Raw genomic sequence first — 15,141 nt, 5'->3', positions numbered from 1 at the left:
GTTGCTCCCGTTGGACCTGTCGGACCTGTTGCTCCACTTATTCCCGTTGGTAGAGTAAATGAAGAAATCGGTGGCAATGTCGGTCCTATTAAACTCGAATCCAGTGAATCAGCAGATGGATTTTTAAAGTTTAATCCTTCCCATTTCTTTTTCCTCTCCATATATCTCACTCCAAATTAAAATCATTTCTAAAATAAGAAAATATTAATTGTACAAAATATGATATATACAAGATGTACTATTCCAAATAAGGTGTTTTAAATAAAAATATTGCTTCAAATATACAAAATCATTTTATAAAATTAACTTTTGTAAAAAAACAACTAATATATTAAATAATCAATTCAGTTTATATATGGTAAAATATATCCATCGCTGATATGTCCAACTATGTAATTTTCATAGCAGCAAAATTACAACTAGACTTTATACAACATGATTCAAAACAAATGAAGGAGTGTTTTAAGTGAAAGGACATATACGAAAAAGAGGAAATAAATATTGCATCATTATTGATATCGGTCCTGATCCAGAGACAGTAAAAAGAAGATAAAAGTGGTTTACTGGTTATAAGACAAAAAAGAAGACGAAAAAAATTACGGAGTTAAATAAAGGGACTTTTGTGGAGCCGTCTAAGCTTGCTTTAAAAGACTATCTGGTTCAGTGGTTAGAAATTAAAATGAAACGTATAGAAAAGAATATCTACGTTTCTTATAGTAGCAACATGCCCCACCATGTTATAACTAACATAGGAATGATTGCACTTCAGAAATTAAATGTTATGCACATTCAAGAATAGTATAAATCAGCACTAGATAATGGTATTTTAAATAATTCCATACTCCTATTGCATTGGATAATAAAAGCAGCTTTAAATCTAGCAGTTAAATAAAATATTATTTCTAGAAATACCGCGAAAACAAGTGAATTTTATTAACAAGTTTCGTGCAGCTTAACACATGTTATCATGTATAATACATATGAAAAGGAAATTCAGAATAACGAGGCAAATATTATGGACTTTGTTTATATTAATCAAAACGTATTAAATAATCTTCTATACATTTTATGTAGTATATTTGTTTTTTATTTCATATATGATAGCCGGCACTATTTAAAGAAATATAAAATACTACTGATCACCCTTTGTTCTAGTATCCCGCTTATTTTATGTATGCGATACCCTATCTATATGGATGAAAGTTGTATTCATGATTTAAGACAAATTCCGGTCATAATAGGTACGCTTTATGGTGGATTCCCTGTCGGTATCATATTGTTTACAATTTTATTAATTACGAGATTTTTATTTTATGGCTTTAACATGCTGACAGTTGTTGTTTACGGAATAATGTTCATCGTTACAGCACTCGCATCTTCAAAATTTAATACATATAATAGAAAACTTAAAGTAACTTTTTCCATGTTTTTAACCTTTTTCCTAGCAATATTTACAACTTTAATTGTATTAACCTTATCAGATTTTGAAGTGAATAATTTGTATATTATTTATTTCATGGTATTACCGACTACTTTAATGTTATTTATTGTTTATATAAATGAAGTTATTAAAGATGCTGTATTAATGCGCTCAAAATTAATTAAAATGGAAAAAATGGAGATTGTTAGCCAACTCGCTGCAAGTATATCGCACGAAGTAAGGAATCCCTTAACGGTTGTAAAAGGATTTACACAGCTTTTAAAAACACCGAATTTAACTCCTGAGTCAAGAGACGAATATATTAAACATATACTTGAAGAGTTAAATCGTGCCCAAGAAATTATCGATGATTATTTAACGTTTGCCAAACCTGCTCCAGAAAAATTAGATCAAATTTCAATAAAACAAGAGTTAAATCGGGTTATTAATATGATATTGCCATTGTGTAATATGAATACGATACATATTACACAGGATTTTTCTGAGGCAACCATTGTTGGTAATAAACAGCACTTTCAACAATGTTTTTTAAACTTAATAAAGAACAGTATTGAAGCGATGCCTAATGGTGGTACCTTAAATATTTCCTCATCTATCAATAATAGTAAAGTTGAAATACGAATTGAAGATAGCGGAGTTGGAATGTCACAGGAGCAAATACATCGATTCGGTGAACCGTATTTTAGTACAAAAACAAAAGGAACCGGTTTAGGTACAATGGTTGCTGTTAAGATTATTGAGACGATGCATGGAAGTTTAAAAATCCGAAGTATCGTTAGTAAAGGAACGACTTTAACGATTACGTTCCCGAAATATAGTAAGAATACGCATTAAAACAAATAAAAAAGGAGCATAGTCGCTCCTTTTTTATTTGTTTCGATACATAAGTATCTTCAATGTTTTTTTAGTTTACATTTGTGAAGACTAATTAAAAATTAGTATCCTCCGCCCCAGCAGCTGCATCCTACAATTATTAATAGAATGAATAACACAACTAATAAAGCGAAACCTCCACCAAAACCACAAGAACCACCGTAACTCATATTTTCTCCTCCTTTTGGTTTGAAAACTAATAGGTAGTTGATCATTTTAACTGGTTCGTATTATACATTATGTATATATCCCTTTTTTGAGCATGTCTACATAAAAATAAGTAAAAGCACTCGTTTAAAGAGTGCTTTAAAATGGATACCAAAAGTTTTGAAATACGTTTAATTTTAAATATACCGCAACAATAAATATGAAAATACCGGCAAATAAAGCGATGAAATCTTCACGTTTCGCCTTACTTGTATAAAACCATGTACGTTTATCCTTCTTTCCAAATCCTCTTAAATCCATTGCATTTGAAACCGTATCTATTCTTTCTAGAGAATGAATGATCAGTGGCCAGAAAATTAAAACACGGTTCTTCATACGAACCCATAAACTTGCTTCTCCTTTTTCAAAAGCCACCCCTCTCGCTTCTTGCGCGTGTTTAATAATTTTATACTCAGACTGGATGTCAGGAATATAACGTAGTGCAATATTTATTGCATAAGTAATCTTATAATGAATACCAAGTTTACTTAAGTTACTTACAAATTCGCTTGGATCTGTCGTGTAAATAAAAAGAAGTGTAAATGGTAATAACGTAAAATACTTTAATGAAAGTGTAGCTGCATAAAATAATGTTTCATATGTAATCGTTGCATATCCAACATGTAAAAACGCGGTATATGATTCAGTTAATTCAGATCCATGAGTTGGTGTAATCAATAAAATCATGACAGAGTTTAATAAACTAAATGTAAATATGACACTAAAAACAATTAAAATTTTACGAAATGGAATTTTAGCAATGCTGAGCCCGATACACCCAATAATAAATAATATTAGCAACACCCGAAAATCAAAAAACAAAAAAGTAAGCGTCATACAAAAAATAAATAAAAACAATTTCACTATCCCATCCATACGATGAAAATATGTACTATGCACCTTCCTCCCTCCTATTACTGTCTAAATAAAGCTCCATAAATTTTTCTGGACATGCAATCCCACTAAATTTAACAAGCTTGGTTAAAGAACTCTCTCTTAAGTTGGCTCTTTGTAACGTTTCTTGATCGCCTAATACATCAAACACTGTATTATCCGCAATAATTTTCCCTTCATGTAGAACTACTGCACGGTCTGTATATTCTAGCGCGAGATTCATATCGTGAGTGATAAAAACAAATGAAATTCCCTTTTTAGCTAGGTTTTTAATAAAAGACATAAATTGTTTATAGTGATAATAATCTTGTCCCGCTGTCGGTTCATCTAATATGATAAGTTTAGGATTTGTTGTTAATACAGATGCGATTGTTAATCTCTTCTTTTGCCCATAGCTTAGTGCTTGAATTGGCCAATTACGAAATGGATATAAACCACAAATTTTTAAAGTTCCTTCTACTCTATTCTTAATTTCTTCCTTAGAAAAATTATGTAATGTTAATGTAAATGAAACTTCTTCAAAAACAGTAGGCTGTGTAATCATATGATTTGGATTTTGCATCACGTAAGATATGATTTCCCCACGTTTACGAATAGACCAAGAACTAATATCTTCACCTTTTAACAAGATTTTCCCATTTTTCATTTTGTTTATGCCTATAAGACTATGAGCTAATGTTGATTTCCCTGCTCCATTATGTCCTAACAGTGCCACAATTTCTCCTTCATATATTGAAAGGTTTACATTTTCTAATACTTTTTGTTTATTAGAGTATGAAAATGATAAATTCTCCACTTTAAGTAATTCCTTGTTTTTAGTATTCCCTTTTAATATGACTTGTTTCTCCATCCACTCTTTTATAACGTTGCTTACCTTTTCTTTTTGAAGGTTTTCCATTGGATATATTACGTCATTATTACTATCAAAATGTAATCTCTTTAATGCTTCGATGTAAATAGGCTCTCTTAAGCCGATACGTGGTAATATATTTGACGCTAAGATTTCTTTTGGTGTTCCTATCGCAATGACTTTACCTTCATCAATTAATATAATTTTGTCTAAATCCAGTTTTAAAATTTCTTCTATTCTATGTTCGATAATAACAATCGTTTTATTATATTGTTCATGTATATCTTTCATAAGTTCTATCGTATGTAAGGCGCTTAGTGGATCTAAATTAGCTAACGGTTCATCGAACAATAATATATCCGCATTTGTTGTTAATAAACCAGCAAGAGAAACTGTTTGCTTTTGACCTCCTGATAATTCATGTGGACTTTGTTTATGAAACGTATGCATCTTCACCTTTCTTAATGAGTCCGAAACAATCTTTTTCATGTCATCTTGCTTTACACATTCATTTTCTAAATAAAAAGCTACATCTTCTTCTACTGTCAGACCAATAAATTGAGCATCTTGATCTTGCAAAATTGTTCCTACCTGTTTACTTTGTTCAAAAATACTTCCTTCCCTCGGGTCTTTACCGGCAATTAAAACGTTACCTGTGCTATTCCCTTCGTAAGAAAATGGGATTAGCCCATTTATACAATGAGCTAATGTCGACTTTCCTGAACCACTTCGTCCAGCAATTAGCACTTTTTCCCCAGGGTATATATGAAAGGTAATATCACTTAAAGTAGGCTGCGCAGCATGCCCATATTGAAAGGTGAATTGTTCAAACGAAATAATTGGTTGCATGTTGACATCCCTACTTTTCAATTTTTAAATGTGTATGTTTCTTATTGGATTTCGCCAGACCAATTGTAAGTGGCAATCCAAGTACTAAGAAAACGATGACATCGGAAATTGTTGCTCCTAATACTTGTATAACAATTTTGTCAAATGGTTCCCCCATCACAATAATATCGAATGCCCCAGCAAATATAATAGCAATGACAATACCAACTAGCCCAGTAATTGCTAAATAAGAAATATCCCCCTTCTTAAATGACCCGTTTTTCACACTAAAACCAACTCTTTTTTGAATAAGCCCCATTGAAAAACCAATAATACCTGAACTAATAACCCATCCCCACCAAATCCCCCATCCAGCAATCGTATCTGTTACGGTATGACCGATAAGTCCGATTAACAGTCCTGCCACTGGACCAAATAATGCTCCAAAAACAGTTAATATAGCTAATGCTGGTTTAATAAATGTATTCGGTGCAATAGAAAATCCCCAAAGTCCTAATATCCCGTATAATGCTGCTCCAATACCGATTGCTACTACTAACTTTGTTGATAATTTGTTCATGACAATTCCCCTCTCATATTAGTCAACTTTTATTACTCTATATTTAATTTAAAAATGAATTATGCATCGACACTCCCTTTCTATACAACAAAAAAATGACCTCTTACATAAGAGGTCATTTTCTTTCACGTTCAAGAATCCTCTTATCTTTCAAAAAACACATCGTGTCCTCTGCGGAATTAGCACCTTCCTATAAAATTGCATAGGGGTTGCTGAGGTTTCTTAGGGCCGTTCCCTCCACCTCTCTGGATAAGTATTAATTTGTAATTCGTATTATGGCACTAAAGAATGTTAATTTCAACACTTTTCTTACTATTTTTATTTTTTGTTAAATAGATCATTTAAATCATTGTATTCTTATCGGAATTATGAAATAATAAATTCAAAATCGTTTCGGGAGGAATGCATTATGAAAGTTATTGGTTTGATTGGAGGATTAAGTTGGGAATCTACATCATTATACTATAAACATATTAATACACTTACACTCTCTCAATACGATCAAAATGCAAAGTTAGTTTTATATAGTATGGACTTTGGTGAAGTAACTACTTTATTACAAAACCATCAATATGAAGAAGTGAAAAATGAACTAGTTACAGTTGCAAAGAAAGTTGAAAAATCTGGGGCTGAATGTTTACTAATGTGTTCAAATACCGTACATCTATTTGCCGAGGAAGTAGAACAAGCAATATCTATCCCGCTTCTTCACATTGGTGATGTAAGTGCTAAAGAAATGGTAGAACAGAATATAAAACGTATCGGACTATTAGGAACAAAACAAACGATGGAGCAAGATTTCTATAAATCACGATTAGCGAAATATAACATTGAGACAATTATCCCAAATGACGAGGAAAGAACTTTTATCCACCATGTCATATTAGATGAATTAAGTAGAGGGATCATTTCAGAAACATCTAAAGAAAAGTTATTACAAATTACAAAATCATTAATTCAAAACGGCGCTGAAGGTATATTATTAGGCTGCACTGAAATACCTTTACTCATCTCCCAAAATGATCTTACTGTTCCCGTTTTTGATACTGCTTTTTTACATGCAAATACTGCTGTGCAATTTGCTGGATAAGAATATACAAGCATAAAGGTGAGAACCTCTATGCTTGTATACAGTTACGACTATTTATCCCGCTATTTATGGGTAGTAAAAAAATCCCTACCGATTAAAGTTTTACTTTATTTAAAAGAGATTCAATAACTGCAATTGCTTCTTTTGAACCACCACATTCTAAAAAGCTATCATTAAGTTTTCTTATACCATGTTTATACTTTTCATTTGAAAGAACATCTGTTACGGCCTCTTTTAAAGTGTGCACATTAACATGTTCTTTCAATAGTCTATGTGCCGCTTCAAGCTCAATTAATCTTTGCGCTATCATTGGCTGGTCTTTATCATGCGGTATTATTACAAATGGGACATTATAATGAATGGCATCGTGTACGCTATTCATACCGCCATGTGTAATAAAAACATCTGCTTCATTTAATATTTCTGATTGAGGTACGTATGGAGCAATTATAAAATTATCTGGTGCTTTCTTAATTTTAGAAATATCATTTCTATCACCAATTGCCATTACAACTATCCCATCAAAATCTGAAAAAGTATCAATACAAGTATTAAAGAATGGTTCGAGTCCTTCAAGCAGTGTTCCCATTGAAATATAAATAACTTTCTTTTCTTTAAGTGATTCCAGTGGAAACTTTATATTTGTTTTACGCTTTGAAATACTCGGTCCAATAAAAATGTTATTTTCTCCGAACGATTCGTTATTAGGTTGGAAATAGCGACTTGTGTATACGAGACAAACATCACCCTTATTATTCATAAATTGAAGATTATTCTTTGGTTTTACTCCAAATTTATGTTCCATCTGATTTAGTAATTTTTCAGAGATTTCCTCTGGTTGGAATGGCATATCTGCATTTGGATGAAAAGGTAATGTCTTCAAAAATTCTGGCGGAATTAAAAATATAGGTGAGGACACTACACCTGGAACTTGTAAATACTCCTTTACTAACTCTCCTACGCCAAATATATCATAAATTACGAAATCAAAATTTATACTTTCACATAATTGTTTCGTAATTTCTAATATATATAAAGAAGTTTGAACATGCACATGAAAGAAAGCATTTAACCCAGATGAGGTTTCAGCATCAATAGAAATCTCTTTTAATAAATCCGGATGAATATGTACAGTAGCTCCTAAATCTTCAATTCTATCCTTAAAGTTTGCCGTTGTAATATAATGTACGTTATCCCCTCGTTCAGTAAAAGCTTTTACTAAATTTAATGTAGGGTTTACATGTCCCTCTGCTGGAAAATTAACCACTAAAATATTTAGCACTTATTCCTCACTCCTTACATTTCATTGTTTTAATTAAGCATACTGTTATTTGTACAAGTAATCTTCCCCTAATAGTCCTAATATGCTTGCTACATTATATTGATAAATAATTTTCAGTCATCAACATAAAAAAAGCATCTACCTATGTAGATGCCTAACCGTGATAAGGAGTGTTCTGTGAGGTTAAAACAAGCGTTTCTGCTTGTCCTATGCTATCAATATATGATTTATTTTATAAAATGTGAATCGTTAATAGAATTATTTTATCCATTTTATATGGTCAAATGGATAAAATACCATTTCTACTTTACCTATTATATTTGATTCATCAATAAGTCCAAGTGTATTCCTACTATCTTTACTATGATTACGATTATCACCTAACACAAATAATTTATGCATAGGAACTTTTATTTCTCTAAAATTGGAAAAACGATTGGATACTTGTGACATATCTAAATGTATATACGACTCATCACGCTTTTTACCGTTAATAAATACCTCATCCTTTTTTAGTTGTATGTTATCCCCCGATAATCCAATAATTCGTTTCACATAGTAAGTAGGCTCGTCTTCTTTTTTTATAATGACAACATCTCCATGATGAAAAGACGATAAACAGACGTTTACCTTATTAACAAGTATATAATCTTTTTCATTCAAAGTAGGTTGCATCGAAATTCCTTCTACCATACAAAATAAAAAGAACTTATTAATAAAAATAACCCCTATTATAATTAATATGTAGCTACATATGTTCCTCCAATATTTTAGAATAAACAGCTTCATATATACCTCATTTCTAATCTATCCCCAGATAAAAACGCCTCTAGTTTACAGGAATGCTAGAGACGTTTCGTACATTTTAATTCTCTTTAGAGGCATCCGTTTTTGGCGCTTCACCAGTTAACCGCTTATTTTTCAAATCAAAATAAGCATCTAAAACTTCTTTTCCAATATCGGAGTTAATGCCCGATTTATCATTTTCAACCCACGGTACTACAACAGAAAATGCTACTTCTGGATCATCATATGGCGCATATCCAGCTAATGTTAAGTTATAACATTCTCTACGATCGCCTTTCGCATTTCGCCCAATTGCATTTTCTCCACCATATACAGTTTGTGCGGTCCCTGTTTTACCAGCTGGTTTATATGGTGCTTTTTGGAACGCTCTTACTCCTGTTCCATCTCCTTCTTGAAATACTTTTCTAAATCCTTCTTTTACTTGATTAATATATTCTTGTTTCATATCGATTCTATTTAAAACAACGGGTTCTATTGATTGTACTACTTTACCAACCTCATTTTTTTGAACGGTTTGTTCTCTAATCTCTTGAACAATTTGTGGTTTCATTCGATATCCTCCATTTGCGATAGTCGAAATATATTGTGCAAGCTGAAGTGGTGTATACGTATCATATTGCCCAATAGAATAATCTAATAAGAAACCAGGCTGATTATCTTTTTTTCCAATTTGCCCTGCAGTTTCATTTGGTAAATCAATACCAGTTTGTACACCTAGTCCAAATTGCCTGAAATAATATCTCATTTTATCAAAATATTCTTGTTTAATATCTAGTGAACTATTTTTCACATAATCCACACCAGCAATTTTTAATGCTATATTAAACATATAAACGTTTGAAGAAACTTGTAACGCTCTTAGATCGTCTATATCACCAAAATTTTTCCAAGACTTCTTTTCCTTAGTTCCTTTAAACTTCATAGGTGCATCATAAAAATGTGTTCCAGGAGTTATTGCATTTGTTTCAAACCCTGTTAACACTGTCGCACCTTTAACCGTTGATCCAAGCTCATATGAACTTGTCAGCGTGCCTAAAGCATAATCTTCTACTTCCATTTTCCCGTCTTTTTCTACAAGCCTTTTCCCAGCCATTGATAATACTTGGCCATTTTTAGGATTCATCATCACTACGAAAGCACGGTCTAACATTGATTCTGATCCTTTATATTGTTTTAATATTTTTTCTATGCTCTCCTCTACTTTTTTTTGCAATTCCATATCTATTGTTAAAGTTAAATTTTTACCGCTTTTTCCTTCCGAAACCGTTTCCGTTCTAATAGTATTTCCTTGTTTATCAGCAATGCTTCTTACTTCTTTTTTTGTACCATGAAGTACATCTTCGTATTGCTGTTCGATATAACTTTTGCCGACCCTATCATTTCGGCTATAATCACGCACTAAATAATAATCTAATCGTTCACGTGGCAATCCTTCATCAGCATTTGAAACGTTACCAAGGACAGAACGGAATAATCCATCATTTACATAGATTCTCTCCCAATCAACTGATGCGTCTACTCCTGGAAGGTTCGCTAAATTTTCACTAATCACCGCATATTCCTGTTCACTAACGTCCTTTTTAATAATTTGAGGTGCCATTTGAAAACCTGAGGTCATTTTACTTTTAATAGCTAACACTTCTATATCTTTAGCCGTTAGTTCTTGAAGATTTTTATCTGTAACGCGTTTCCTTTTTAAATCTTCTATTTTTTTGTCTAGCTCTTTTCCGGTAATATCCTTATCTCGGAACTTATCTATTTCTTTTTTTGATACTAAGTCTTGAGCAAGTTCTGGATTTAATTGCATCCAAAAGTCTTTCTTATCAGTCTCAGTTAACTTATCTATATCTTCTTGTGGCATTTCAATAATATCTGCAAGTTGTCTTGCTGATTTTAATATTTCTTCTTGTTTTACACCTTTCACCTTTGTATATGTAATCGTACGTAAAGACTTATTATCAACTACTGGATTTCCTTCACGATCAAATATTTTCCCACGTGGTACAGAAAGGCCCACGGTTGCATTTTCTCTCTTCTCTAATTCATTTTTATATGTTTCTCCATCAAAAATTTGCACTTTCCCTAATTGAATAATAATGCCAGAAAATAATAAAAATACACAAAGGAATAAAATATTTAACCGGAGAGGTACTACTCTACCACTTTTCTTCTCTTGCTTTTTCACTTTGTCATAATCTCCTCCTTACAATATTTCAAATAATAATCACATTTCTATATTAAAAGTAATGTACAATTTCTATACATTGCTTTGTACAAATATTAATATAATGTTTAAAACTTAATAGAAATTAAAACAAAGGTAAAGAAAAGGTAAAGTTTACTAAATTAAATATAAAAAATACCCAATAACAAAAAGCTTAGTTTTCACTAATCGCTTTGTTATTGGGTATTAATTGATTTAAGAATTACTACTAGTGCGTATTGCTATACATTTATCGTCACAATTAGAAAGAGATTGTTTACTTAGTACTTTCGGTAAGTAAATAGTTACTGTTGTCCCGATACCAACCTCGCTCATGATACTAATTGTCCCTTGATGACTTTCAATAATTTTATAACTTAACATTAATCCAATACCAGTCCCTTTTTCTTTCGTACTATAAAAAGGTTCACCTAATCTCTTAATTCTTTCTTCAGGTATTCCTATTCCTTCATCTATTACATGAATGATGACACCATCATCATTTATTTCTTTTATGTGAATTGAAATTTTCCCACCATTTGGCATAGCTTCGATTGAATTTTGCAAAATATTAATAAATACTTGTTTCAATTGATTTTCTGAGCATTCAATAATTATATCTTTGTCATCCGTAAATAGTTCAACTTGAATATTTGTCATAATTGCTTTTGTATTCATTAACGATACGACATTTTTAAAAATTTGATAAATATTTTTCTTTTCTGTATTTATCTCATCTGTTTTAGCAATTGCCAGAAATTCTTGCAGGATCGCTTCTATCCTTTCAATTTCAGAGAGCATAAGATCAAAATATTTTTCTTGATCTTCTTTATTAATTTGAAATAACTGTATAAATCCTTTAATTACAGTTAAAGGATTTCTTACTTCATGAGCCACGCCAGCTGCTAATTGACCAATTGCTGCAAGCGTATCTGATTTATTTAGCAATTCTTCTGTCTTTTTTCTCTCTGTAATGTCGCGTACAATAATCATAATTTTATCATGTAATAATGGTAAGCACCTAGCCTCAAAGAAATTAATACTTCCATTAAGTGTGAGTGGATATTCTACAATTACATTCGTTCCTTTTTCCTTCACTTGATTAATGGCTTCCTGAAACTGCTGTGCTACTGAAGATGGTAATACTTCGTAAAACTTTTTTCCCATAAAAGCTTCTGCAGGTACGTAAAACTTTGTAGGAGATCCTGCCTTGTAATCTATAATTGTGCCATCATCTTCTGTTAAGAAACATAAATCTGGTAAAGCTTTAAAAATTAATTCCAGTTCAGATGTTTGTTGTTTTAACTGCTCTTCTATCGCTTTTAAATGTGTAATATCTACACCAACAGCCCAATAACTATATCCTGTTACAGGAAACTGTTCTGATATATTCGACCACATTATTGTTTTGACTTCACCATTTTTACATGTTAAGTGCATTTCCCAATCTCTGAAATTTTTTCCACAAGTTAAAAATTTCTTTTGTATTTGATGGCGATAATTATAATCAGGATACAGTAATTGCAGTGCATTGGGATTTCCAATTATTTCTTCAGCGGTATAACCTGTTACAATTTCACATTCTCGATTCCACAAAACAAAATCTCCATTATAATCAAGCGCATCGACCATAACAGGCATGTTTTGTAAAATCGTATGTAGTTCCTCCTCTTTCCGAGAAAGCAATGTTGTATTTTTGCTTTGAAATACTTTTATTGCGCCATCTAAAATTAAACTTGAGAGCATTTCAAAGTATTTTTGACAACTGAAAATTTCGCTTTTTTTGGACCATACAACAAAAGATCCTAAATGTTGATTGTATAAGAAAATGGGGATTTCAATCTTTGGAAGTTTACTCTTTTTTATCTCATTCATTCCGAATGAAAAAACACACTGTTTTTCAGCATCAAGAAGTTGATGTGATATGTTAGTTAATTTATAAAATTGTTCTGCCATGGTTTCTATTGTACTCACATCAATAAGTTCCATTAGCCGCGAATTCATTCCTTTTTCACCTCAATATGTAAAATTAATACAAATCTAAAATTCATACTTCTCCATTATACGAAGAAAGCTATTGTAGGTATATAGCTGTAGAATAATTATTCGAACAAATTTTATTTTTCAATTAAAATAAGAAAAGAATATATATACTGAATATACCTTTAATTAGTATATATTTCGTTGATTCCTCACTTATTGTCTAGGTAACTTGAATTCCTTCTTACATTCACTGAATTTTCACTTGAGAGTCATACGCGTCACTAATAGCGGTATAAACATGCAATAAGTATAAAGTTCATAAAATATTCACAATTTTTATGAAAAATATAAACATTTATTCCAATATATTCTATATAATAAAATGTAATAAGGCTTCTATGAATCTCATAGAATACCTTACCCCTAATAAAAAAGAAAAAAGAATCCATTTGGATTCTTTTTTCTTTTTTAATTACATTACATATTTATATAAAGCATGTGCCACACCATGTTCTTCATTTGATAACGTTTCGTATTTACACATTGCTTTTATTTCTTCTACTGCATTCCCCATTGCAATTGATATGTTCGCTTTTTCCATCATAGAAACATCGTTTAGCCCATCACCTATCGCTACAGTGTTTTCAACTGGAATATTAAGATGTTCTGCTAAAGTATATAATCCATTCCCTTTTTGAGCATCTCGATGATTAATCTCTAAATTGTGCCAATATGAAGATGTAATTGCTAAATCTGTATTATGAAGAAATGTTTCTTTGAGTTTTTTTAATTTCTCAATTTCATAAGAAAATGGTAATAGTTTATGCACATGTATATCTGTTTCTACAATTGGTTTACAACTTTCCGCACTATGAAACGCTGTATGCTCAAGATATAATGCTGCGATTGTTTCTAACTCTTTCAAGTCGAAATTTTCTTTTGAATTCTTCACATGCTCAATTTCATTACGTACACTCTCTACTCCATAATCCGGCACATACACACCTTTATCAGTATAGAGCTGATAATATAAACCATTCTCTTCAAGATATTCTACAATTTCAAGTGCCTGCATATTTTGAATTGGATATCTCTTCATCATTTTTTTATCTTTATATATAAGAGCACCATTTTCCGCAATGATTGGACACTCTAAATCAACTTCTAACAATAATCGCTCAATGTCAACAATTGAACGTCCTGTACAAATTGCTACAACATGGCCAGCTTCTTGACATGTTCGAATTGCTTCTGCATTTTCTTTACTTATCATTTTATTCCCCGAAAGAAGAGTTCCATCTAAATCAATTGCGATTAATTTCATTATTTCTTCACCACTTTCTATAAATACACGAGTTCTAATTAATTATTAGGTATCGTTTTCATACAATCCTCGTGAGGTACTTCTTATTTATAATTTATGAAAAGCGTTTCAGGTCAAGAAATAATTAAAAATAAAATCCAAAGCTTTTCTTTTTAAAAAAGCTTTGGATTTTAAACTATGAATTATAACTAATGTATTTTGTCTCACACATGTACACATTTTTTTCTTCAGTTGGTATATATACTTTAAACTTTTCTAACCGTTTTCCATAGACATGAATCGTAATAACGCTTTCATTTTTGCTAATTTCAAGAATATGACAATCCGCTGGTGGAATTACTTTATCTGTTTCTCCTTCTCCCAAATAAAGATTTCCTGTATGTGTTAAATAAACAAGTGAATTTCCAAGTTGTTTCGTTTGTATAAAGTTCTGCACCATAATCCTTCCTGAAAAAACGCCTTCTACTCCCCATGTGCCGTCATGATCATGTAAAGGTGTAGATTGTCCATCTTTCCATACGAGAGCTAGTACTTCAAAACGTTTGAGCGGATCTTCATACAATAAATGTCGTGCATATTGAGTCAAATTGGCCTTCTGTTTATCTAACGGAAGCCATGTTTTCTTTTCTAAAAGTTCTTCTAGTAACTTTTCAATGCCACACACTATTTCTTCTTCAAATAAACCGTTTTCCATAAGATCTGTAACACCTTTAATAAACTTTTGAAATGATTTACTTCCATTACAAGTCAACATAAGAATCCTCCTCTACGTTTTATAC

General features: G+C 31.5%; 13 protein-coding genes, 1 pseudogene and 1 riboswitch. Of the genes and pseudogenes, 3 read left to right on the top strand and 11 right to left on the bottom strand.

Translation table 11 applies throughout. The annotated features are described in order from the left end of the window. On the bottom strand, positions 1–161 hold a 161-nt coding region (locus tag HMPREF2590_RS28970; RefSeq protein ID WP_141763541.1), incomplete at its 3' end, for an exosporium leader peptide-containing protein. Positions 162–466: 305 nt separating this feature from the next. Here HMPREF2590_RS28970 and HMPREF2590_RS31095 point away from each other — a divergent pair. Both HMPREF2590_RS31095 and HMPREF2590_RS14010 read left to right on the top strand, forming a co-directional pair. Next, positions 467–889, top strand: a pseudogene (locus tag HMPREF2590_RS31095) (tyrosine-type recombinase/integrase); the annotation flags it as partial. 126 nt (positions 890–1,015) lie between these two features. After that, positions 1,016–2,275: a LytS/YhcK type 5TM receptor domain-containing protein gene (locus HMPREF2590_RS14010; protein WP_002098330.1), complete on the top strand. Its 1,260-nt coding sequence runs from the start codon at positions 1,016–1,018 to the stop codon at positions 2,273–2,275. A 101-nt stretch (positions 2,276–2,376) separates the two neighbouring features. Here HMPREF2590_RS14010 and HMPREF2590_RS28960 read toward each other — a convergent pair whose 3' ends face one another. The 4 genes from HMPREF2590_RS28960 to HMPREF2590_RS13995 form a co-directional block, all read right to left on the bottom strand. Next, positions 2,377–2,484: a YjcZ family sporulation protein gene (locus HMPREF2590_RS28960; RefSeq protein WP_000120182.1), complete on the bottom strand. Its 108-nt coding sequence runs from the start codon at positions 2,482–2,484 to the stop codon at positions 2,377–2,379. A gap of 136 nt (positions 2,485–2,620) precedes the next feature. Further along, complete coding sequence (locus HMPREF2590_RS14005; RefSeq protein ID WP_000556362.1) at positions 2,621–3,421, bottom strand: energy-coupling factor transporter transmembrane component T family protein; 801 nt, start codon at positions 3,419–3,421, stop codon at positions 2,621–2,623. Beyond that, the gene (locus tag HMPREF2590_RS14000; RefSeq protein WP_001182506.1) at positions 3,414–5,114 is read right to left on the bottom strand and encodes an ABC transporter ATP-binding protein; all 1,701 of its coding nucleotides are present in this window, start codon (positions 5,112–5,114) and stop codon (positions 3,414–3,416) included. The genes HMPREF2590_RS14005 and HMPREF2590_RS14000 overlap by 8 nt, the downstream gene beginning before the upstream one ends. Positions 5,115–5,124: 10 nt before the next feature. Further along, complete coding sequence (locus HMPREF2590_RS13995) at positions 5,125–5,673, bottom strand: ECF-type riboflavin transporter substrate-binding protein (protein ID WP_001038208.1); 549 nt, start codon at positions 5,671–5,673, stop codon at positions 5,125–5,127. 140 nt (positions 5,674–5,813) lie between these two features. After that, positions 5,814–5,929: riboswitch (SAM riboswitch) on the bottom strand. A 153-nt stretch (positions 5,930–6,082) separates the two neighbouring features. On the opposite strand from HMPREF2590_RS13995, the gene HMPREF2590_RS13990 reads away from it, so the two are divergent. After that, positions 6,083–6,763 carry an aspartate/glutamate racemase family protein gene (locus tag HMPREF2590_RS13990; protein WP_000864394.1) on the top strand — a complete coding sequence of 227 codons (681 nt, stop codon included), beginning with the start codon at positions 6,083–6,085 and terminating at the stop codon, positions 6,761–6,763. 94 nt (positions 6,764–6,857) lie between these two features. On the opposite strand, the gene HMPREF2590_RS13985 is transcribed toward HMPREF2590_RS13990, so the two are convergent. From HMPREF2590_RS13985 to HMPREF2590_RS13960, 6 genes are all read right to left on the bottom strand, one after another. Continuing rightward, the gene (locus HMPREF2590_RS13985; protein ID WP_000932143.1) at positions 6,858–8,045 is read right to left on the bottom strand and encodes a macrolide family glycosyltransferase; all 1,188 of its coding nucleotides are present in this window, start codon (positions 8,043–8,045) and stop codon (positions 6,858–6,860) included. A 258-nt stretch (positions 8,046–8,303) separates the two neighbouring features. Beyond that, positions 8,304–8,834, bottom strand: coding sequence for a signal peptidase I (gene lepB, locus HMPREF2590_RS13980; RefSeq protein ID WP_000765191.1), 531 nt, complete (start codon positions 8,832–8,834; stop codon positions 8,304–8,306). A gap of 76 nt (positions 8,835–8,910) precedes the next feature. Continuing rightward, the gene (locus HMPREF2590_RS13975) at positions 8,911–11,037 is read right to left on the bottom strand and encodes a peptidoglycan D,D-transpeptidase FtsI family protein (protein WP_000743768.1); all 2,127 of its coding nucleotides are present in this window, start codon (positions 11,035–11,037) and stop codon (positions 8,911–8,913) included. A gap of 234 nt (positions 11,038–11,271) precedes the next feature. Then, a complete protein-coding gene (locus tag HMPREF2590_RS13970) occupies positions 11,272–13,059 on the bottom strand; it encodes a PAS domain-containing sensor histidine kinase (protein ID WP_001088568.1) in 1,788 nt (595 codons plus the stop codon). Between the two features lie 451 nt (positions 13,060–13,510). Then, on the bottom strand, positions 13,511–14,362 hold the full coding sequence (locus HMPREF2590_RS13965; RefSeq protein WP_000766385.1) for a Cof-type HAD-IIB family hydrolase: 852 nt from the start codon (positions 14,360–14,362) through the stop codon (positions 13,511–13,513). A 175-nt stretch (positions 14,363–14,537) separates the two neighbouring features. Continuing rightward, a complete protein-coding gene (locus HMPREF2590_RS13960; RefSeq protein WP_000954437.1) occupies positions 14,538–15,116 on the bottom strand; it encodes a cysteine dioxygenase family protein in 579 nt (192 codons plus the stop codon). Positions 15,117–15,141: the final 25 nt, after the last annotated feature.

The sequence above is a fragment of the Bacillus sp. HMSC036E02 genome (assembly GCF_001836235.1).
Taxonomy (GTDB): Bacteria; Bacillota; Bacilli; order Bacillales; family Bacillaceae_G; genus Bacillus_A; species Bacillus_A cereus.
Note: the sequence above shows the minus strand (reverse complement) of the source record. Positions and strands in the feature narration are given on the sequence as shown.